General features: G+C 66.8%; 18 protein-coding genes. 5 read left to right on the top strand and 13 right to left on the bottom strand.

The window, feature by feature from the left end; genetic code table 11:
• Positions 1–77 precede the first annotated feature (77 nt).
• Positions 78–368, top strand: a complete 291-nt coding sequence (locus INQ41_RS05930; protein ID WP_228062633.1) for a hypothetical protein — start codon at positions 78–80, stop codon at positions 366–368.
• A 51-nt stretch (positions 369–419) separates the two neighbouring features.
• On the opposite strand, the gene pdeM is transcribed toward INQ41_RS05930, so the two are convergent.
• From pdeM to INQ41_RS05870, 12 genes are all read right to left on the bottom strand, one after another.
• Positions 420–1,061, bottom strand: coding sequence for a ligase-associated DNA damage response endonuclease PdeM (pdeM, locus tag INQ41_RS05925; protein WP_193986985.1), 642 nt, complete (start codon positions 1,059–1,061; stop codon positions 420–422).
• Positions 1,045–3,537 (bottom strand): ligase-associated DNA damage response DEXH box helicase, encoded by a 2,493-nt coding sequence (locus tag INQ41_RS05920; RefSeq protein ID WP_228076728.1) that lies wholly within the window; start codon positions 3,535–3,537, stop codon positions 1,045–1,047. The genes pdeM and INQ41_RS05920 overlap by 17 nt, the downstream gene beginning before the upstream one ends.
• Positions 3,534–5,138 (bottom strand): ATP-dependent DNA ligase, encoded by a 1,605-nt coding sequence (locus INQ41_RS05915; protein ID WP_193986983.1) that lies wholly within the window; start codon positions 5,136–5,138, stop codon positions 3,534–3,536. The genes INQ41_RS05920 and INQ41_RS05915 overlap by 4 nt, the downstream gene beginning before the upstream one ends.
• Complete coding sequence (locus INQ41_RS05910) at positions 5,138–6,136, bottom strand: ligase-associated DNA damage response exonuclease (protein WP_193987236.1); 999 nt, start codon at positions 6,134–6,136, stop codon at positions 5,138–5,140. The genes INQ41_RS05915 and INQ41_RS05910 overlap by 1 nt, the downstream gene beginning before the upstream one ends.
• Positions 6,137–6,251: 115 nt before the next feature.
• A complete protein-coding gene (locus INQ41_RS05905; protein WP_193986982.1) occupies positions 6,252–7,175 on the bottom strand; it encodes a M14 family metallopeptidase in 924 nt (307 codons plus the stop codon).
• Between the two features lie 31 nt (positions 7,176–7,206).
• A complete protein-coding gene (locus INQ41_RS05900; protein WP_248285369.1) occupies positions 7,207–8,055 on the bottom strand; it encodes an FAD:protein FMN transferase in 849 nt (282 codons plus the stop codon).
• 199 nt (positions 8,056–8,254) lie between these two features.
• The gene (locus tag INQ41_RS05895; RefSeq protein WP_193986981.1) at positions 8,255–8,914 is read right to left on the bottom strand and encodes a nitrous oxide reductase accessory protein NosL; all 660 of its coding nucleotides are present in this window, start codon (positions 8,912–8,914) and stop codon (positions 8,255–8,257) included.
• Entirely contained in the window at positions 8,911–9,735 is an 825-nt protein-coding gene (locus INQ41_RS05890) for an ABC transporter permease (protein WP_193986980.1), read from the bottom strand. Before INQ41_RS05890 ends, INQ41_RS05895 begins: the two co-directional genes overlap by 4 nt.
• The gene (locus tag INQ41_RS05885) at positions 9,732–10,655 is read right to left on the bottom strand and encodes an ABC transporter ATP-binding protein (RefSeq protein ID WP_193986979.1); all 924 of its coding nucleotides are present in this window, start codon (positions 10,653–10,655) and stop codon (positions 9,732–9,734) included. Before INQ41_RS05885 ends, INQ41_RS05890 begins: the two co-directional genes overlap by 4 nt.
• On the bottom strand, positions 10,652–11,974 hold the full coding sequence (locus INQ41_RS05880) for a nitrous oxide reductase family maturation protein NosD (RefSeq protein WP_193986978.1): 1,323 nt from the start codon (positions 11,972–11,974) through the stop codon (positions 10,652–10,654). The genes INQ41_RS05885 and INQ41_RS05880 overlap by 4 nt, the downstream gene beginning before the upstream one ends.
• Before the next feature lie 25 nt (positions 11,975–11,999).
• On the bottom strand, positions 12,000–13,991 hold the full coding sequence (gene nosZ / locus INQ41_RS05875; protein WP_228076727.1) for a TAT-dependent nitrous-oxide reductase: 1,992 nt from the start codon (positions 13,989–13,991) through the stop codon (positions 12,000–12,002).
• 52 nt (positions 13,992–14,043) lie between these two features.
• Positions 14,044–16,305, bottom strand: coding sequence for a NosR/NirI family protein (locus tag INQ41_RS05870; protein WP_193986977.1), 2,262 nt, complete (start codon positions 16,303–16,305; stop codon positions 14,044–14,046).
• A 119-nt stretch (positions 16,306–16,424) separates the two neighbouring features.
• Here INQ41_RS05870 and INQ41_RS05865 point away from each other — a divergent pair, with 119 nt between their 5' ends.
• The 3 genes from INQ41_RS05865 (at position 16,425) to INQ41_RS05855 (ending at position 18,875) form a co-directional block, all read left to right on the top strand.
• Positions 16,425–17,480, top strand: coding sequence for a ferritin-like domain-containing protein (locus tag INQ41_RS05865; protein WP_193986976.1), 1,056 nt, complete (start codon positions 16,425–16,427; stop codon positions 17,478–17,480).
• A gap of 139 nt (positions 17,481–17,619) precedes the next feature.
• Entirely contained in the window at positions 17,620–18,222 is a 603-nt protein-coding gene (azu, locus tag INQ41_RS05860; protein WP_193986975.1) for an azurin, read from the top strand.
• Positions 18,223–18,395: 173 nt separating this feature from the next.
• Positions 18,396–18,875, top strand: coding sequence for a pyridoxamine 5'-phosphate oxidase family protein (locus tag INQ41_RS05855; protein ID WP_193986974.1), 480 nt, complete (start codon positions 18,396–18,398; stop codon positions 18,873–18,875).
• A 106-nt stretch (positions 18,876–18,981) separates the two neighbouring features.
• Here INQ41_RS05855 and INQ41_RS05850 read toward each other — a convergent pair whose 3' ends face one another.
• Positions 18,982–19,326 carry a PRC-barrel domain-containing protein gene (locus tag INQ41_RS05850; protein WP_193986973.1) on the bottom strand — a complete coding sequence of 115 codons (345 nt, stop codon included), beginning with the start codon at positions 19,324–19,326 and terminating at the stop codon, positions 18,982–18,984.
• Between the two features lie 183 nt (positions 19,327–19,509).
• On the opposite strand from INQ41_RS05850, the gene INQ41_RS05845 reads away from it, so the two are divergent.
• Entirely contained in the window at positions 19,510–20,028 is a 519-nt protein-coding gene (locus INQ41_RS05845; RefSeq protein ID WP_193986972.1) for a hypothetical protein, read from the top strand.
• The last annotated feature ends 79 nt before the right edge of the window (positions 20,029–20,107 follow it).

The following is a 20,107-nucleotide window of genomic DNA, read 5'->3' as shown; positions in this document are numbered from 1 at the left end:
ACCGCAGCCCGCGGTGGCGCGCCGCTATCTGCCGGCTGTGCCGTCCCGCGTCGGACGGCCCACTTCCAGGAGAAGCAATGTCAAGCACGTCGACCAAGCCCGCCAGCACCACCACCCGCACTCCCAGCCGCGCGGCCAGCGCGCCGCTGCGCCGACGTTCCACCGGTAGCGCCAAGAACGCCAACAATGGCATCACCAGCGAGAGCATTGCCGCCGACCTCGCTGCGTTTCGCAAGCAGGGTGGCCGCGTCGAGGTCCTCGGCAACACGCCGATCCGGCCCCGTGTCAACGCGACCGCGTTCCGTTCGCGCGGCAACACGGCGCGCAAGGCGGCCACCAAGACCGCCAGCACGGGCACCAAGGGCTGACATCGCCGACACCCTCTTCGTGATCGGACGGCGCGATCGCGTCGTCCGCTCCTAGAAGTTTTCGACCAACAGGCCTTTGGCGCACGCGATCCAGCGCTGGTCCGGATCCTCGACGCGCATGCCGCCAGTGAAGGCCGAAAAAGCGGGCAGCACCATCTGATCCGGCGCAAGCACGAACGCCGGATAGCGCCCTGGCAAACCCGGCAGGCTCACCACCGGATGCAGATGCCCGCACAGCACGTAGCCCTGGGCGTCATCCCGGGGGGCACGCGGATGGTGGCGGAACCGGAACGGACCATCGCAGACGTCCTCCGGGAGCAGCTCCACCCCCAGCGCGTCGGGAACCAGTGCGCGATCGTGGTTGCCACCGACCACGCTCACGCCAACAAGCGGATGCCCGGCCAGCAGCGCTCTCCACGCGCTCTCGACGGCCACACTCCGCCTGCCGTGCAGGAAGTCGCCAAGAACCCACAGCTCCGCGGCGCCAGTCGCGCGTAGCAGCGTGTCCAGCCGCGCCAGGTCATGCGCGGTGCCGCCGGTGGGCACCGGAATTCCCGCCGCCCGCATCACGTCGCCCTTGCCCAGGTGCAGGTCGGCGATCAGCAGGCGCTTGCGTGATGGCCAGAACACCGCGCGATCCGCGTGGAAGTGCAGCGCCTCGCCCGCTACCTCGCGCTCAAGCATTCCGGGCATGTCGCTGCTCCAGCTGCTGCGCGGCGCGCTTCACGCGGGTGCGCCAGTCCTCGGTGCTGAGCTGGCCGCGGATGGCCTCGGCCCATAGCGGGAACCCCAGCGGCGTCAGGCTGCGCGGACGCCGCAGTGCCAGCGGCCGTTCACCGCACCGGGTCAGGACAGCCTTAAGGTGCTGGACGTCGAGTTGCGCCTCCATCACCTCGCGCTCAGCCTGGGCCAGCAGGACGTGACCCGGATCATGCTGGCGCAAGACGTCAAACAGCAGACTGCTTGAGGCCTGCAGTTGCCGCAGCGACCGGGCCGCGCGCCCCGGCAGGGAGGGCGGCAGCAGGCCCGCCACCCGGGCAATTTCGCGGAATTGCCGACGCGCCAGTTCCGCAATATTGAGGCTCGCCAGCAGATCATCCAGCAAGCCCTCCGGCGTCAGCAGGCGCTGCATGAGCGGCGCATCCGGCCACGCCTCGGACTGCGCCGTCAGCACCAGCCCATAATCGTTTACCGCCCAGCTGAAGGTGTTCGGGACTTCGCGCCCCCAGCGCAGCGCCAGCAATGCGGCCAATCCCTCGTGTACGCCGCGTCCGGCGAACGGATAGACGAACAGGTGCCAGCCCTGGCGTGTCTTGATCGACTCGACCAGCAGGCTGTCGGGCCCCGGCAACTGCGAAAGCCGGGATTGCAGGTCGAGCAGTGGTTGCAGCGCGCGCATCTCCGGGCTTTCGGCCGGCTCGTGCAGGATGGCCTCAACCTCGGCACCCAACTCGCTGGACAGCGGCATGCGCCCACCCTGCCAGCGCGGCACCCTGCCCTCGCCGGCCTTGGCGATGCGCACGAACGCGGTCATGTCGCGCAGCTGGACCAGCTCCAGTGTCTTACCGGCGAACTGGAAGCGCTCGCGCGGGCGCAGCCGGCTGATGAACGCCTCCTCGACCGAACCCAGCCAGCCGCCTTTCATGTAGCGCACCTGCACGCTGCCATCGCTGGTGATGGTGCCGATCGACAGCCGGTGCCGGAACGCCACGCGGCGGTCGTGGACGCGATAGCAGCCGTCATCGTCGCGGATGACGCGGCGGTAGTCGGGATAGTTTTCCAGCGCGCCGCCGCCGCGGACGATGAAGTCCAGCACCGCGGTCCACGCTTCCTCGCGCAATGTGGCGAATGCGTGGGTGCCGCGGACCTCTTCCAGCAATTGCGCAGGCTCGAAGCCGCCGCCCAGCGCGAGGGTGACGCAGTGCTGCGCGAGCACATCCAGCGACAGCCGCAATGGCGGTCGCGACTCTACCCGCCCGTGGGCGAGCGCCACCCTTGCGGCCGCGTACTCGGCCAGCTCCAGCGCATGCGTCGGCACGCAGATCACCTTCCCCGCCTCGCCGGGACGATGGCGCGCGCGCCCACCGCGTTGCCACAACCTCGCCATCCCCTTCGGGCTGCCAACCTGCAGGACCTGATCGACCGCGGGGAAATCCACGCCGAGGTCAAGGCTTGAGGTCGCGACCACGCAGCGGACGGTGCCATCCCGCAGGCCGGCCTCGGCGGCCGCACGCAGCGATGCGTCCAGGGATCCGTGGTGCAACGCGAGGGTTTTCGGGTCGTCCAGCCAGACCGATTGCAGCGCCCGGTGCCACAGCTCCGCCTGCGAGCGGGTGTTGGTGAACAACAGGCTGGACCGCGCCTTCTGCAGCACCGCGGCGACGCGCGCCAGCTGCGACAGGCCAAGATGCCCGGCCCAGGGAAAGCGCTCGCCTTCGTTGGGCAGCAGGGTCTGCAAGGTCATCCGCCGGCGGCGCGCAAACTGCAGGATCGGCGCGTCGGGGCGATGCGGCAGCAGCACATCGCGCGCCTCCTCCAGATTGCCCAGGGTGGCCGACAGACCCCAGACGGGCGCGGCCGGCACGATGCCGCGCAGCCGCGCCAGACACAACTGCAACAGCACCCCGCGTTTGTTGCCCAGCAGCTCATGCCACTCATCGACCACCACCCCGCGCACGCCGGCGAGCAGTTGCGCGGCATCGGGGTAGGACAGCATGAGCGCGAACGATTCCGGTGTTGTGACCAGCACGTCCGACAGGCCCTTGCGGGCGAGTCGCTTGTCGCGTGCGCTGGCGTCGCCGGTACGCATCGCGACCGTCCACGGTACGCCGAGCGCGGCAATCGGCTCCTGCATCGAGCGCACGGTATCGGCGGCCAACGCGCGCAGCGGCGTGATCCACAGCAGGCGCAGGCGCGGCGCGGCAGCGACACCGCGCCTCGCTTTCGCCGGCGCATCGTCCAGCGCCAGCGCCTGCAGCAGCGGGCCGCCGAGCGCCGCGAGTGTCTTGCCACTGCCGGTCGGCGTTACCAGCAGGCCGGACTCGCCAGCCAGGTAGCGTCGCCAGGCCTCGCGCTGGAAGGGTGCTGGACGCCATCCGCGCGCTGCAAACCAGTCGGTCAGCGCTGCGTCACTGGCTCGCCGCCGGGGGCGGGCGGGCGCGTCGCTCACCGGGCCAGTGCCCGCAAGATGTCGACCTGGTCGGCCTCGGCAGCAGGCTTGTCGGAGCGCCATCGAACGATGCGCGGGAAGCGCACCGCGATCCCGGACTTGTGCCGCGTCGACACATTCACGCCCTCGAAGGCGATCTCGAACACCTGCTCGGCCGGAACCGAGCGCACCGGGCCGAACCGCTGCAGCGTGTTGCCGCGGATCCAACGGTCCAGCTGCAGGATCTCCTTGTCCGTCAGTCCGGAATACGCCTTGGCAACCGGAACCAGCGTGTCGCCGTCCCAAAGGGCGAAGGTGTAGTCGGTGTACAACGTGCTGCGCCGGCCGGAGCCGGACTGCGCGTAGATCAGCACCGCATCCACGGAGAGCGGATCGACCTTCCACTTCCACCAGTCGCCGCGCTTGCGGCCGTGGCGATAGGGCGAGTCGCGGCGCTTCAGCATCAGCCCTTCGACGCCGAGCTCGCGGGACTGCTCGCGCAGCGCGGCAGCGTGCTCCCAATCGGCAGCCTCAACCGCAGAGGAAAGCTGCAACACCGGGTGGTCGACCGCATCAATGAGCTCTTCAAGCAGGGCTCGCCGCTCGTCCAGCGGGCGCTCACGCAGGTCCTCCCCGTCCAGCTCGAGCAGGTCGTAGGCCGTCACCCGGACCGGGGTTGTGGCAAGCACCTTCGGTCCCGGCTTGAGGCGCTGGATCCGGGTCTGCAGGGCGGAGAAAGGCAACGGCATGTGCTCGCCGGGTCGCCAGGCCAGCAGCTCCGCATCGATGACCACATCGCGCGGCAGTTCGGCTGCGGCGGCTTCGATTTCCGGGAAGCGGCCGTCCATGCGCTCCTCACCGCGCGACCACAGCGCGATGTCGGGGCCGCGGCGGATCAGCTGCAGGCGAATGCCGTCCCACTTCCATTCCAGAAGCCAGTCCTCGACGGCGCCCAGATTCTCGGCGGGCCCCTCCAGCGGCGAGGCCAGGAAGAAGGGGTACGGCAGCGCGGCGTCGCCGGGCTGCACCTCCTCGGACAGCAGCGTGGCGAGAAAGTCCGCTGACGGCGCCCAGCGCCCGAGCATCCGCTGCGCGATCCGCGCCACGTCAACCCCGGACGACTCCGCCAGCGCTTTCTGTACCAGCCCGGCAGAGACGCCGACCCGCAAGGCACCAGTCAGCAACTTGTTGAATGCCAGACGTTCGCGGAAACACAGGCTGCGCCACGCATCGACGACGACCGCGCGGCGCATTTCCGGCTCGGCATTGGCCACCGGAACCAGGCGCTGCTCGATCCACTCGGCCAGGCCGACATCCTCGCCGGGCTGCGCGGGGTCATCGAGCAGCAGGGCCAGCGTTTCCGCCAGGTCTCCGACGGCGTGGTGGCTCGCCTCGACCAGCCAGTCGGGATTGCCGCTTTCCTCGGCGACCCACGCACGCAGCTCGCCGGTGGTGGCAATACGGGCGCGGGTGCCGCCGATCTTGCCTCCGGCCAGCAGCCACAGCGCCCACGCGGCGTCGTGGGGCGGCGCGGCGCGGAAGTAATCCGCCAGCGCCGCGCGCTTGTCGGTGGTGCCGGTGGTCCGGTCGAGGCGCTCATACAGCGCTGCAAAACGCCGCATCAGTCCTCCTCACCGTAGGCAGTCTGGAAGCCGCCGGCGTCGATCCCGGACTCACGCAGCACGCGCACCAGTGCATCGGTATCACCGTGCGTCGCGATCACGCGGCGTGCGCCGGTCTCGCGCACGGTACGCAGCAGGGACGGCCAATCGGCGTGGTCGGACAGCACGAAGCCGCGGTCGTAGTTGCGTCGGCGTCGGTTTCCGCGGATCCGCATCCAGCCCGACGCGAATCCCTGCTGCGCGCGGCGGAAGCGCCGGGTCCACGCACTTCCTGCCGCCGACGGCGGAGCGATGATCAGCTCACCGGCGAAGTCGGTCCCGCGCGCCTCGTCCGCGACTTTTCTGGTGTCCAGCATCGGCACGCCCGCCGCACGATAGACCTGCACGCCCGCATCGATGGCGCCGTGCAGCCATGCGGGCCGGTCGGTGTGGGCCATCAGCTCGGCGAGCACCCGCTGCGCCTTGCCCAGCGCATAGCAGTAGAGGATCGCAACCTCGCCGTTGGCGGCGCACTCCTCGCGCCACCCGACAATGTCGCGCGCCACATCCGACGCTGGTGGCCAGCGGAACACCGGCAGCCCGAACGTGGATTCTGTGACGAATACATCGCACGGCACCACCTCGAACGGCAGGCAGGTCGGATCCGGATCGCGCTTGAAATCGCCCGAGAGCACCCAGGTTTGTCCATCCGCCTCGATACGGACCTGGGTCGAGCCGAGCACGTGCCCCGCCGGGTGGAAGGACAGCGTGGCGCCACCCAGTTGGAAGCGCTCGCCATGCGCGTGGACCCGGTAATCCTGATCACCGAGCCGCCATTGCAGGATCGGCAGGCCGGCATCGACGACGTGGTAGCTGCCCATGCCGGCGCGGGCGTGATCGCCGTGCCCGTGCGTGATCACCGCGCGGGGCACGGGGCGCCACGGATCGATATGGAAATCCCCGGACGGGCAGTACAGCCCGTCGGGCGTATTGACCACCAGCTCGGACGCGCTTGCCAGAAACCACCCCGCTCCACGATGCCCTCGGGCAGAGCGCTCAGTGGAGCAGTGCGGGCGTCATCGCGACGTCATCGAGTAACGGGCGCCGTCGATGGCGACTGCACCGCGACTCAGTTCAACCCTGCTGGGCCAGTGCGTAGTCAATGGCAGCACGCACCGCGGCGACCTGGGCATCGTTGCACTGCTGCGGCGTCGCCCGCGGGCTGTCGGGGTACACCTCGGTGGTGGTGCGATAGCGCGCGTTGCTGACACCCGCACACAGGCCAAGCGATTTCACCGCATAGTTGATCACGCCCGGCGCCACCACCGTGGAGCCGATGATCTCCCCCTTGGCATCGGCCGGCGCGATGTGGGTGACCTTGGCCACCGCATCGATGATCGCCTGCTGGAATTGCGGCTGCGGATCCTCGCTGTCGCCGACCAGGTAGAAACCGTCGGGAATCTCGCCCGGCTCGGACGACTTGCCGTCGCGCGCGGCCAGGGCTGGGCGGAATTCGGACTCGTCGGTATCGGTGGTTTCGTGCAGGTCGACATGCACGAGCAGCGTGTCACGCAGGGGTGCAACGAGCTTCATCAACGCCGCCGACTCGGCCGCCGGGCTGTCGCTGACAAACGAGCGGTTGGGGTCCACCGCATCCACGTTCCAGCGGTGGATGCGCTCGTAGGCCCACGGACTCACGCAAGGTGCCACCAACAGGTTGACCCGGCCTGCGTAATCACCGGCATGGCGATCGAGAAACTGCAGGGCGCCGTGGACGCCGCTGGTTTCATAGCCATGCACGCCGCCGGTCACCAGCACGCTGGGGAGCTGATCATCCCAGTTGCGGCTGCGGACCGCGTAGAGCGGGAACGGATCGGTGCCGTAGTCCAGTTGGCCGTACTGCTCAACATCGAACCGCTCGCGCAGCCGTTCGATTTTGTTCACCACGTCCTCTGCATAACTGCGTTGGACCTGCTGCTGCGCGCGCCACTGGTTGACCTCGGCCGGTCCCCAAGGCGTTCCGGGCGTCCCGATCGGATAGAACGGTTCTGCGTTCATGGTTCAGTTTCTCCTGCCGTTTCGGCCCACGTCATGCGTGACCGATCCGCCCGCCAACAGGCCCGATCACGCGACCGGCCTTGTCGACGAACCACGCGCGCACCAGCGGGTACTCTGCGAGCAACGGGGTCCGGTTCGCCGGCGGCACGATGGACAGTGTCGTGGAAAGCCCGTCCGCCAGCGTCGCGCGCGGGGCCGTGACGGAAACGGATCGATAGTGGTTGGCGCTGCGGCCGCTGTGCGGATCCATCAGGTGATGGACCCGGGGATCGGTGCCGAAGCGCGTGCCGTAGCCGCCGGAGGTTGCCAGCGCCGGGCTCTGTTCCCGATCGCTGCCGAGCGCCAGCTCGAACAGGCTGCGATCCGGGTTGGCCGGGTCGGCCACCGCAGCGCGCCATGGCTGTCCATCCGGACCCCGTCCCAGCGCACGCCCTTCCCCAAGGTCAATCAACACGTTGCCAAAGCCATTGGCCAGCAACAGGTCGGCCACCCGGTCGGTGACAAACCCCTGCGCCACGCCGTTGAGGGTGATGGCCGCTCCTGGCCTTCCCAGGCGGATCCGTCGCCGGTCCACTTCGACATCGGCGAAACCGATGCGTTGGCGTGCCTGTGCAATGGCGTCCGCGGACGGGCCGGACGGCGATGCACCCGGCTTGGCAAAATGCGCAAAGTACAGGCTCAGCAGCGGCTGGACGGTGGGGTCGAAGGCACCCTGGCTCGCCTGCGCCAGGGAAAGGCTGAAGGACACGAGCTCGACCAGTTCGGACGGCGGCTCCGCGAGCACGCCCGTGGCGTTGAGGCGTGACAGGGCGGAATCGGGGCGATACAGGCTGAACACCGATTCAAGCCGGTCAATTTCGGCCACGCACTGCTCGATCATGGCCTGTGCAAGTGGGCGGTCAGGATGGACCAGCGTCATCGACGCCAGCGCTCCCATCGCCGAGCCCTTCCAGACGACGGGCGACGGCGACGGCGACGAGTTCCCGCCCGCCAGTGCCAGCCGAACCGGCATCGAACCCATCGCGGCACAGGTGGCGGCAATCGTGAGAAAACGTCGGCGATTCACCATGGGGATGTCCTCAATGCTCAGGATGCGTCGGGTGCGCGTGGGCTTCCGCCGCGTCGTGGCCGTCAGCGTCGTGCATCTCAACGTCGTGGCCGTCAGCGGCGCGATCCTGGCCGGCCGGATCGGGTTCGTGCCCATCCATGCCGGGCATGGGGGATGAGAGGTCCACGGGCCCGAGCACGTAGGCATCGGGAATGTCGTCGAGGCGGGCGATGTTGCCGCCGTGCTTGGTGCGGAACGCCTCCGCCGCGGCTTCGGTCGAGAATGGCACCGCTTCGTTCGCGCCCATTCCGCCGCGCATCGCGCTGTCGAGAACGAACCACGCCGCGTTCGCATCGATCCAGGTGCCCGCTTCAGGCTGATCCCAGTGTTGCGCCTTGCCCATGTCGTTGACGTAGACGGCGGCAACATCCTTGGCCTCCTCGGGCAGGCGCAAGAACGCGATCGTGTCGCGCACCGACGAGAACCACAGCGGATCCTCGCGGCTGGCCAGGTGGATCTGCCCCTTCGGTCCTTCGTGATCGGCGAGCAGCATGCCGCAGTAATGCCCGGTCGCCTCGTCGGAGACCTCGGCGGGCGCCGGCGGCGGCACGTCGGGCGCGGCCTTGTTGCACCCTGCCAACATCAGGATTGCCAGGCCGATCGCGGCCCACGTTGTCCGACCGAATGTCATACCGATTTCCTCCTGAAGGCCAGCACGGCCAGCGCCAGCGGCGCCACGACCCAGGCGGCCAGCACCGCAAACAGCACGCCCGGGGACAGGGTGGCCGCGTTGCCGGGACCGGCCAGACCACTATAGATGGCCACGCTGTCGTTCGCGGTCATGTTGAATATCCGGTAGACGTCCGCCGGATTGAGCAGCAGCACCAGGTCCAGCGCGCCCTGGGTTACGTGCTTGCCCTGGTCGGCGACCAGGATGCCCAGCAGCGCGGTGTCGTAAAGCAGCACGAAGAACAGCCAGATTCCGACGGCCAGGCCCGCGGCGGTGGCGCGCTCGCGCACGATCGCGCTCGCCAGCACCCCCATCGATACGAACGCGGCCCCGAGCATGATCGAGGTCAGCACCATCCCGGCGAAGGCGCCCCACGCCGGTGCGCCGATTTCGCTCTTGAGCGACAACGCGCCGGCCGCGACCCCATAGCCGAGCAGTGTGGCGATCGCCAAAATGCAGATCTGTCCCAGCGCCTTGCCGAGGATGACCTCCCATCGCGAAACGGGGTAGGACAACAGCAGCATCAGGGTCCCGCGCTCCTGCTCGCCCACGATTGCATCAAACGACAACAGCAGCGCGATCAGCGGCACAAGGAAGATCGTCAGGCTGGCCAGACTGACCACGACCACCGCCAGCGGGTCGGCCTTGACGACGCCGGTCGGTGCGCTGCCCAGCAACACCAGCGACAGCGCGAGCGCGGCCAGCAGGAGCGTGGTGGCCACCACCCAGCGGTTGCGGAATCCGGCCCGTATTTCCTGCATTGCGAGCTTGAAGACGTTCATGCCGCGCTCGCCTCCTGCTGGACCAGCCGCCGGTACAGGTCCTCCAGCCCGGGGGTCACGGTGCGGATGTCCTCCACCGACTCGCCCAGCGATGCCAGGGCGCGCAGCGCCGCCATCTTGTCCGCGGCCGGCACGCCGAGCATGAGCGTGTCCTCGGTGCGGTCAGTACATTGGATCCCGGGCGGAAGCGCGGCCAGCAGACGTTCCGTTTCGCAGTTGCGCACGCGCACCCGCAGCCCGACGTCCGGCACCACGCCCTGGCGCAAGTCCTCCAGTGTGCCTGCCGACAGGAGATTGCCGCGATGCATGACCGCGACCCGGTCCACGCGGTTCTCGACTTCAGCCAGCGCATGGGTACTGACCAACACCGTCGCACCGCTGCCGCGGAGCATGTCGATGGTGTTGAACACATCAATCCGCGACGCCGGATCCAGGCCACTGGTCGGCTCGTCGAACAGCAACAGGCGGGGCTCGCCGATCAAGGCCTGGGCAATGCCCAGGCGCTGGCGCATGCCCTTGGAATAGGTCGACACGCGGCGGCCGGCGGCATCGGCGATGCCGACCAGCGCCAGCAATTCGCGGTTGCGCTTTGTCGAATGGCCCTTCAGCCCCGCATAGAAGGTCATCAACTCGTTGCCGGTCATGGCGCCGTGGAAGGCGACATTTTCGGGCAGGAAGCCCAGCGCGCGCCGGGCTTCCGCACCCTGCGCGCCGGCCGGATCGATGCCCGACACGCGCACGACGCCTTCCTCGGGCCGGATCAGCCCAAGAAGCAGCTTGATCAGCGTGGTCTTGCCCGCGCCGTTGTGACCCACCAGCGCGGTGGCCTCGCCCGGGTGCAGCGCCAGGTTCACATCGCGCACCGCGACCACGTTGCCATAGCGTTTGGTCACGCCATCCCACTGGGCAATCGCGCTCATGACGCGTCCGCCCGGGTCATCTGTGGCGGCCGCATGAGTGGCGCGCTGTCCACGACCCCACCGGGATAAAGCGCGGGAAAACGCGCCTGTGCCCAGCGGATCATCTGCACCGCCGGGCTGCTGACCAGCACCTTGGCCTGGGGCAGCGTCCACAGGATCTCGTCCATCACGTCATTGGGCCGATACGGTCGATCGGCGATGCCGTCGCCATCCAGGTCGTAGGCCGGATTGTCGCTCCAGTAGTTGCCGCGGCCTTCCGACGTCCAGTCGAGGTAGCGCGTACCCACGTATTTCACCTGCATCCGGTTGGCGACGAACGCGTTGCCGGTCATGACGTTGCCCTCGGAGCCGGCAGTGAAGTGGATGCCGATGGGGCATCCTTCAAACCAGTTCTCGACGATCCGGTTGACGTTCGCATTGTAGACAAAGACGCATTTCTCCCCACCGCCGCGGACGGTGTTACCGACCACCTGCGAGGCGTTGGTTGAATTGAGCATGAGACCGTGGTCGCGGTCGTTGTCGGAGACGTTATCGCGAATCTCCAGACGTTCGGAATACATGATCGCCCAGCCCACGTGGTTGCCGCGGGAGCGGTTGCCAATGATCCGGCTGTCGTGGGTGTACATGTAATGGATCGCAAAGCGCAGGTCCGAAAACGTATTGTTTTCAAAGGTGTTGTGCTTGCTGACCTTGACGAAAATGCCGTCGCGGCCATGGCTGATGGTGTTGCCAATGACCTTGGCATCAGGGGCGTTCCAGATCGACACGCCGTTGCCGGCCTCCGCCAGGCGAAGGTCCTTGCGTCCGGTGATGACGTTGTCCTGCACGATCGAACCCGCGGCGCCGTGCAGATAGACGCCGAACAGGTTGTCAACCAGATGGTTGTCCCGGATGTCGGCGCGCGGAGCGGATTCCTTGACCAGGATCGCCGAATCCATGGCTGGCACGTCCAGCCCGGAGCCGGTGATCTCCATCCCGCGGATCTGCACCTCCGGCGCGGTCACGGTCACCACGCTGCCCAAACCGGGCCCCGTCAGGACGGCTCCGGGCTCACCGACCAGCGACAGCGTGCGGTCGATGAGCAGCGGGCCGGCATGGCGCCCCGCCGCCAGACGGATGGTGTCGCCGGACGCCGCAGCCTCGATAACCGGCTGCAGCGACGTTCCGGGCTGCACCCGCAGTTCAGCTGTGTAGCCGGCCGGCGCCCACACCAGGGCACCGGCCGCCACGGCAACGCACGCCAACGCGTGCGCGGCGGCGGCGGCCTTGACGGGAAAGCCGACCCAGCCCAACGGGCGCCATGGCCCGAACCGGCCCATTGGCCGCCTCTCCCTCGGCAACCGTCTAGGCCTCGACCAGCATCCGCCCCTTCATTTCCATATGCAGGGCATGGCAGAACCACTGGCAGTAGTACCAGTACACGCCGGGGCGATCAGCGGTGAAGGTGACCGACGCGGTTGCCTGCGGCGCGACTTCCATGGCCACGCCGTAGTTGACCACCGTGAAGCCGTGGGTCAGATCCTCGACCGTGTCCTTGTTGGTCACGTAAACCGTGACCTCATCGCCACGCTTGACCTTGAAATCGGTGAGGCTGAAGGTCGGCGCTACCGAGGTCATGTAGACGCGGACCTTGTTGCCGTCACGGATCACGTCGGCGGCTGCATCCAGGTCGACACCGTCGGCCTCAGCCTGCTTGCGCGCGTCTTCCCAGGTTACGTCGCCACGGTCCCAGACATTGACCGGGTTGATCTTGGAGCGGTGGATGATCTCCAGGTCGTGCGGTTCGGCGAACGACGGGCCATCGTGCACCAGGATCATCTCGTCACCGGAGATGTCGATCAGCTGGTCATTCTCGGGCTTCAGCGGCCCGACGTTGAGGAACCGGTCCTTGGAGAACTTGTTCAAGGACATCAGCCACTTGCCGTCGGCTTCCTTGCTCTCCCCCATCGAGGTGTGGTTGTGGCCCGGCTGGTAGTGCACGTCGAGCTTCTGGATGATCGGCTCGACATCCTCGCCATTGAACTTGGCAACGGCCTTGGCGATGTCCCACTTGACGATCTGGCTGTCGATGAACAGCGTGGTGTAGGCATTGCCACGGCCATCAAACGCCGTGTGCAGCGGCCCCAGGCCCAGTTCGGGCTCGGCCACGACGGCGTCGCGCGGCTTGATCGTGCCGGCAAAGACCTCAGGGAACTTGCGCACGTCGAACACGGTGCAGGTCGGCGAGAGCTTGCCGTTGACCACGACGTGGATGCCGTCGGGCGCGGTGTTGATGCCGTGCGGGCTGTTCGGTACCGGAATGTAGCGCGTGTACGGCGAATTGGCTTCCTTGCGGCCGTCCAGCACCGGTACGCCGCTGATCATCTCGGCCTTGCCGTCCTTGACCGCTGCCTCGATCGCCTTGAGGTCGAACACGGTGACCCAGTCCTGCTCGGCTGCGGTCATCTCCGCCAGGGTCACGCCTTCCTCGGAGTTGTAGCACGTGGAGAACGCGTACAGGCCCTGATAGTCGCAGTCCACGTTGTCCAGGTTGCCGCTGACGATGATCTGCCAGGCCACCTCCATCGTATCGCCGTCAACCGCGGTGAAGATGCAGCGGTACTCGGACGGATCGTCCAGGTTCATGCCGTTGTTGGGGATCGGCACCGCGTCCTCGCCGTTGCAGAAGACGTATCCCGTCTTGGGGTACTTCTGCAGGCGCAGGCCGTGCACGGTGTGCTGGTTGGGCAGCTCGATGATCTTGTCGCACTTCATGACATCGCAGCGGATGCGCGCGACGCGGGTGTTGGCCTTGTCGTTCATGAACAGGTAACGGCCGTCGTGGGCGCCATCGGTGAACGACAGATGCGGGTGATGGAGGTCGCCGTTGATGTAGGTGCCGCCGCGGCTTTCCAGATACTTCTTCGTCTCGGGCGTGAGCCCTTCGGTCAGGATCTTGAGGCTCTCGTTGGTCTGTCCCCAGCCGGTTGCGCTGCAGCGGTTGAACACCGGGACGCGCATCAGCACGCGCATCGACGGGATGCCCAGGATGCGCATCTCCCCGCTCTGACCGCCGGAGAGGAAGCCGTAGTACTCGTCCAGCTCGCCCGGAGCGATGTGCGTCTTGGCGAAGGCATCCGAAGTTGCGTTCTTGCCCGCAGGCGGCGAACCGGCGGGAACCGCGCCACCGGCGGCTGGAGTCGCGGTCCTGTCACCACAGCCGGACAGGAACCCGGTTGCCGCAACGCCGGCGGTCAACGCCATGACGCCGCCCGTCAATACGGCGCGGCGGCCGGAATCGGGCATGCCGGCCTTGTCGACTGGCTCGGGCTTGGGTTTGCTCTTGTCGTCAATCACGTTGGTCTTCTCCATTTGAAGCGGTAGCGGGATGGATGCAGGTGGCGAGGGGTCAGGACGCCGGATCGGGTTGTGGCTCGGGACCGTCCTTGTCCGGCAGAACGGCAATCGGAATGCGCTGGGCAAACGCCTCACGCTTCTCGCGCTTCAGTCTGCGCTGGATCTTGACCGGGCACTTCTGTTCGCTGTGGTACAGCACCTGGCAGTGCAGGCACTGGATGCATTCATTAGGGTTTATGTGCCCTTCCGGATGGATCGCCTCCACCGGGCATTCCTTGAAGCAGCGCATGCACGGGTTGCCGCACTCGCGGTAGCGCTTCAGCCAGTTGAACATCCGCATGCGGCCGGGAATCGCCAGCGCGGCGCCCAGCGGGCACATGTAACGGCAGAAGAAGCGCTCGACAAACAGCCCGGCAACGATCAGCGAGACCGCGAACAGCACGAACCACCACTCGCGCAGGAAGTGCAGGATGATCGCCGTCTTGAACGGTTCCACCTCGGCCAGTTGCTCGGCGAACGCAAGCGACCCCAGCGACACCGCAAACAGCGCCAGGAAGATGATGTATTTGATCGGCCACAGACGTTCGTGGATGGCCCAGGGGATCTTCAGCTGCGGCACCTTGAGCGCCTTGGCGATGCGGTTGCTCAGCTCCTGCAACGCGCCGAAGGGACACAGCCACCCGCAGAACGCACCGCGTCCCCAGAACAGCAGTGATACCGCCACCGAGCACCACAGGATGAAGATCAGCGGATCAATCAGGAACGAGGACCAGTTGAAGCCCGAACGCAGCGAGCTGGCAAAGGTGAGTACGTTGACCACCGACAGCTGCGCCTGAGCCACCCAGCCCAGCCAGAACAGCGTGGTCGCCAGATAGGCCAGGCGCACGCGATCGAACAGCTTCTCGTGCTTGACCAGTGCATCCTGGAAGAAAAATATCAGGGTCAGCACGCCAAGCATGATCCCCAGCATTGCAATGGCAATGACCTTGCTCTGCCAGACGCGCTTCCACAGCGGGTCGTCATCATCCTCATCGACCATCCACTGGCTCGCATCCGCCGGGCCGGTCTGCCCAGGCTGCGCTCCGGGCGCGCTGGCGCCAGCGGCGACTGCCGCAGTCGCTGCGCCTTCGCCCGGCGCGGGTGCCGCCGACTGTGTGTAGCGCGCCGGGATCGTATAGGGGAGGTCAAAGGACTCGAAGACCTTGGTAAGCGCACCGGTGGAGCGCTGCACCAGCAACTGCAGGCGCCAGGGTGCCGCCGGATCGAACTCGCTGCCCTCCGGGATGACAAAGATGCCGATTTCCTTGAGTGGCGGCGCACCGTCCGCGGCGATGGCACCCACGCGCCGGTGAAACTGGTCGCGGAAGCGGATCGTCTCGGCGCCCTGGACGAGCTCGATACGGTCGAAGATGCCGCCGCGCACGTATCCCGAACCCTTGAACGAATAGATGCCGTCGCCGGCAACCAGGATCGCCTGCTGATCTGGGGATAACATCTGCTGCATGCTGGCGTATTCGCTCTCGCCCAGCAGGCTGCGACCGATCGCCGGCTGCGAAACCAGCGCCACGTACAGATCGATGAACGGGTCATTGTCCCCGCCCGCCTGCGGGAACCGCGCCGCGGCGGGATCACCGCCCTCCAGGAACTTGCGGTTGACGTCGCCCACCGTCAGATGAAGGTGCTTGACGCCGCCCTCCTCCAGCAGACCCTGCCAGCTGGCGATCTCGCCGGCGCCGGTGTCGATGGAACGCCCAGCCGCCTGATTCACCGCGCCGCCCTCGCCGCCCAAGCCGAGCAGCCGCGCCACCCGCACCGCCGACCGGGTGATGCTCTCGCCCATCACCAGTGCCGTCACGGTGGCGCCACTGACCAGGTTGACCTTTGGCGGACCGCTGCCATCGGCTGCCGCCTTGAGCGGGTTGTAGCCGATGAAGGCGGACATGTAATCGATGACGCGCTTTTCGGGAATGCCGATCAGCACGATCGGCTCGCTGTGCGCCACCATTTTTATGCCGACGATGGTTCCGGCGGTGTCCAGCCCGACCATGATGTGGATCGGCTTGCTGGAGTACCCGTCCGCGTTGACGTACTGGGAGTTCAGGTAGGCGTAACCGACCAGCTGGTCGCCGCGGAACACCTGCGCTACGGGCGGAGACTGCTGGGTGGGACCGAACCGGTCGGCTCCGGGCACCACCTCGCCGGGCGAGACCTGGCTGGCGAATGTATCGAAGGTCGCGGGCTGGGCGCTGGCCGGAAACCAGGGAGCGGCGGCGAGCAGCACAAGGGCAAGGACGACCGACCAGGACCAGGACACGCTTCTGGGATCTCTCAAAATCCAACCCCGGGATGCTTGTGGGATGATTGAATCTGCGCTGTCGCAGCCACCCTTCCGCTACAGCGTCGTTCGCGGCGAGTATATCCGAGGCACCTCCAATGCGCACCGACAACAAGACCCGAGGGTCCCTGGCGTTCGGCCAGAACACGCTCAACCGGCGCCGCGTCGGCGCCGCCGAGCACGCCCGGCGGCGGTCGCTGCTGCGCGACGACCCCGACATCGACGTGGTCGACATGCCCACCCTGGTCGGGATCGCCAAGGCCATCGAGGACGAGGCGGTCCGGCGCTACGGCTTCCTGGCCGACCTGATGGAGAGCCGCGGCGAACTGTCGACCGCTGCAGCGTTCCGCGTGATGCAGGAGGAGGAGCAGAGCCACGTCAAAGCCGTTGATCGGTGGGCGACGTCGGTCGGCGAGCCGTCAGTGTCGGCCGAGGATTTTGCCTGGCAGTTGCCAGCCGACCTCTCCAGCTCCTGGGACGAGGTTGCCGGGAGCGCGTTGTTGACCCCGTATCGCGCGTTTGCGCTGGCGGTCGAGAACGAGGAACGCGCGTTCTCCTTCTACGCCTACCTCGCCGCGCATGCGGAAAATGAGCAGATCCGCGCCGAAGCCGAAAAGCTGGGCGGCGAGGAACTCCGGCATGCCGCGTTGCTGCGCAAGTGGCGCCGCCGCGCCTACCACCGCGAACGGCGCGCCGTTCGCCCCGCGCCGGTGGAAATCGATTCCTTGGACGCGTTCCATCGTGTCCTGGCCGACCACCAAGCGGCGATCGCATCGGTTCATCGCGCCCTGGCACCGCGCCTGAGGCACGCGGGTGACGAAGCGGGTGCGGCGTTGCTGGAGCGCTGGATCTCCGCCGCCCCGGAAGCCGCAGCCACTGATGCGCCGATCAATGCTGCGATTGAGCTGCCGGTGACTACCCCGACTGGCGCGCCCGCGAAGTCGTCACCGCATCCGGACGTTGGCGGAAGCACGGACCGGGAAACGCCGCGCCATCTGCTGGTGGACGCACAAAAGCCGCTGGAGGCCCTCGCCGATGTGCTTGAGGACGTCATGGCGAACGCCGAAGGCGACCTGTTCGACGAGGCCGCCGCAGCGATGGGCCGCGTGGTTGAGCGGATCTCGCAGATTTCGCTGCAGATGAGCCACCGCTGACGGTCGCGCGGCTCGGCAATCAGTGCCCGTTGAGCAGGCCGTGTACCGGCGCGTAAGCTGTCGGGTGGCCGGCGCCTTCACATGACGCAACACCGTGCGCGCCAACCATGTACCCATCCACCCCCACCGGAGATTCTCCATGAACGTCAAAATCACTCTGTTGACTGCCGCCTGCGCGCTGGCGCTGGCCGCCTGCGGCGACAAATCACCGCCGTCCGCGCCGGCCGCGCCTGCGACGACCGCGCCTGCAACCACTACGCCTTCCACAACGACCCCGGCTGAGACCGCACCGGCCGAGACGACTCCTGCTTCGACCACGCCGACCGCCGCACCCGCGGGCGGCGCTGCGGTGGTGACCGACTGCGCCACGGAGATCGAGGGCAACGACGCGATGCAGTTCAACGTCAAGTCCATCACCGTGCCGGCGTCCTGCAGCGAGTTCAAGATCACGTTGAAGCACACCGGCAAGATGCCGGTCGCGGCGATGGGTCACAACGTGGTGATCACCACGCTGGACGACATGAAGAAGGTCGCCGCTGACGGCATGGGCGCCGGCATCGACAACGACTACGTCAAGTCCGGCGACGATCGCGTCATCGCCCACACCAAGCTGATCGGCGGCGGCGAGTCCACTTCGGTGAGCTTCGATGTGAGCAAGATCAAGGGCAACGGCCCGTACGAGTTCTTCTGCAGCTTCCCGGGCCATTCGGCGCTGATGAAGGGCACCATCGCGGTCGAGTAATACCTGCGCGGCAGTCAAGCTGCAGCAGCATGGAAGGCAGGGGCCGCAAAGCTCCTGCCTTTTTTCATGACGTTCTCAGGGCGGGTGTACCTGCGTTCCGGTGCACCGCCGTCGTTCTCGCGGCGCTGACAGTCCGCCTGATTCAATGACGATCCCTCCCACAGGAATCTCCCATGGCTGACGCGAAAGAACTCGAACAGAAATTCTGGAAGGCGCTCAAGAGCGACCGGACGGTGATGCTCGCCACCGATACGGTTCCGCCCAGGCCGATGACGGGAATCGCGGAGGATGAACGCTCCCCGCTGTGGTTCTTCACATCCAGCCAGACCGATTTCGGCATCGCGCTGGAAGGCCGCACGGCGCAACACGCGACGGGCACCCTGACGGCCAAGAACCACGAGGTGTTCGCGTCGTTTTCCGGCAACGTGGTGATCGATAACGACCGCGCGGTGATCGAACGGCTGTGGAACCCGTTTGTCGGCGCGTGGTTCGAGGGCAAGGACGATCCGAAGCTTCGCCTGGTCCGAATGGATCTGGACAGTGCCCACGTGTGGCTCAACGAGCACACCATGGTCGCTGGGGTGAAGCTGCTGCTGGGTATCGACCCCAAGAAAAGTTACAAGGCCAAGGCAGGCGACGTCGACCTGGGCTGACGGGCGGGCGTGAACCCCGCGGTGTGCCGGTCGGTTCTGCGGCCATTACCTCCGACGACAACAAAAGGCCGGCAAATACCGGCCTTTTGTCCTTCGAATGCGGCGATCATCCGGGGCGGTAGTAACGCCCGATCTGCTCACTGAAGGTCGGGTCGCTGAAGTCCGGCCAGTCGCTCTTGTCGAAGCCCGGAGCATCCTTCAGCTTTTCCTTGGGCACATTCAGGATCAGGCATTTGTTCTCATGATCCACTCGCAGCGATTGCCACGGCACGGCAAAAAGTTTCTCGCCCAGGCCCATGATCCCGCCGAAGGCGACGACGGCGTAGCTGATGGAGCCTGACCCCAGGTCGATCATCAGCTCCTTCAGGTCGCCGAGTGATTCACCCTGCGGGTTCCTGATGTCGTCACCGATGAGGCTGGTTGCGGACAGGTGTCGATTGGTATTGACCATGTCGTTTCTCCTTCAATTGGTGGACGCGATGTAGCGACAACCACCCTGCCCGACCGGTCGTGACAGCCGCGGCCAGATGACCTCGCGCACGCAGCTTTCATTCATCTTGGGCGCCACGTCAGGCACCATGTACCCTCGCAAGCCGGATCCGGACGTCGGATCGACACCACCCCAGGACATGCCATGAACGAGACAACCACGCCACCGCCCCGCCAGGGGCACCTCGTTTCCACCACGGCCATGCTCATCACAGCCGGCGTCTTCATCGTGATTGCAGGCGTGCTGTATTACGTCGGCTTGAGCCAGGGCCGCAAGGAGTTGGCGACCCAGAAGGTGCACTACGAGCAGCAGATCGAACAGGGCAACCAGACCCTGGGCGCGGCCAAGGCCGACCTGGCGAAAGTGCAGAACCGCAACTACCTGATGCGCGCGCGGGTGGACCTCTACCGCACGGCCGTCGATCTGGACCAGCGCAATTTCGGCATCGCCAACACGCGCTTGCACGAAGCCGCGGACTCGCTGGGTCAGATCCAGAAGGATGCAGGCGGGATCGACCTGGGCGGGGTTGCCAAGCTGAAGGATGCGATCGAGTCCAACGACTTCACCGTGGCGGCGGACCTGGAGGGCCAGCGCGCGAATGTGCTTGATTTCGCGGCGCAACTCGATGCGATCGCCGCCGACGCGGAGCTCGACGTCAAGTAACCTCGGCCACGCTCGGGGTAACCGCGCGGAAGCCGTTCCTACACTGACAATTGGCCAGCCCTGATCCCGGCGGCTACCC

The sequence above is a fragment of the Lysobacter ciconiae genome, from assembly GCF_015209725.1.
Taxonomy (GTDB): Bacteria; Pseudomonadota; Gammaproteobacteria; order Xanthomonadales; family Xanthomonadaceae; genus Novilysobacter; species Novilysobacter ciconiae.
The sequence above is the reverse complement of the archived record's forward strand: the minus strand, read 5'-3'. Positions and strand labels throughout refer to the sequence as shown.

Excerpts from the sequence above, each read along its gene's own strand:
- INQ41_RS05865 (WP_193986976.1), top strand. The coding sequence starts at position 16,425 with ATGCGCACCGACAACAAGACCCGAGGGTCCCTGGCGTTCGGCCAGAAC.
- INQ41_RS05915 (WP_193986983.1), bottom strand. The coding sequence starts at position 5,138 with ATGCGGCGTTTTGCAGCGCTGTATGAGCGCCTCGACCGGACCACCGGC.
- INQ41_RS05850 (WP_193986973.1), bottom strand. The coding sequence starts at position 19,326 with ATGGTCAATACCAATCGACACCTGTCCGCAACCAGCCTCATCGGTGAC.
- INQ41_RS05900 (WP_248285369.1), bottom strand. The coding sequence starts at position 8,055 with ATGATCGAGCAGTGCGTGGCCGAAATTGACCGGCTTGAATCGGTGTTC.
- INQ41_RS05885 (WP_193986979.1), bottom strand. The coding sequence starts at position 10,655 with ATGAGCGCGATTGCCCAGTGGGATGGCGTGACCAAACGCTATGGCAAC.
- INQ41_RS05880 (WP_193986978.1), bottom strand. The coding sequence starts at position 11,974 with ATGGGCCGGTTCGGGCCATGGCGCCCGTTGGGCTGGGTCGGCTTTCCC.
- INQ41_RS05890 (WP_193986980.1), bottom strand. The coding sequence starts at position 9,735 with ATGAACGTCTTCAAGCTCGCAATGCAGGAAATACGGGCCGGATTCCGC.
- pdeM (WP_193986985.1), bottom strand. The coding sequence starts at position 1,061 with ATGCCCGGAATGCTTGAGCGCGAGGTAGCGGGCGAGGCGCTGCACTTC.
- INQ41_RS05895 (WP_193986981.1), bottom strand. The coding sequence starts at position 8,914 with ATGACATTCGGTCGGACAACGTGGGCCGCGATCGGCCTGGCAATCCTG.
- INQ41_RS05845 (WP_193986972.1), top strand. The coding sequence starts at position 19,510 with ATGAACGAGACAACCACGCCACCGCCCCGCCAGGGGCACCTCGTTTCC.
- INQ41_RS05855 (WP_193986974.1), top strand. The coding sequence starts at position 18,396 with ATGGCTGACGCGAAAGAACTCGAACAGAAATTCTGGAAGGCGCTCAAG.
- INQ41_RS05930 (WP_228062633.1), top strand. The coding sequence starts at position 78 with ATGTCAAGCACGTCGACCAAGCCCGCCAGCACCACCACCCGCACTCCC.
- azu (WP_193986975.1), top strand. The coding sequence starts at position 17,620 with ATGAACGTCAAAATCACTCTGTTGACTGCCGCCTGCGCGCTGGCGCTG.
- INQ41_RS05905 (WP_193986982.1), bottom strand. The coding sequence starts at position 7,175 with ATGAACGCAGAACCGTTCTATCCGATCGGGACGCCCGGAACGCCTTGG.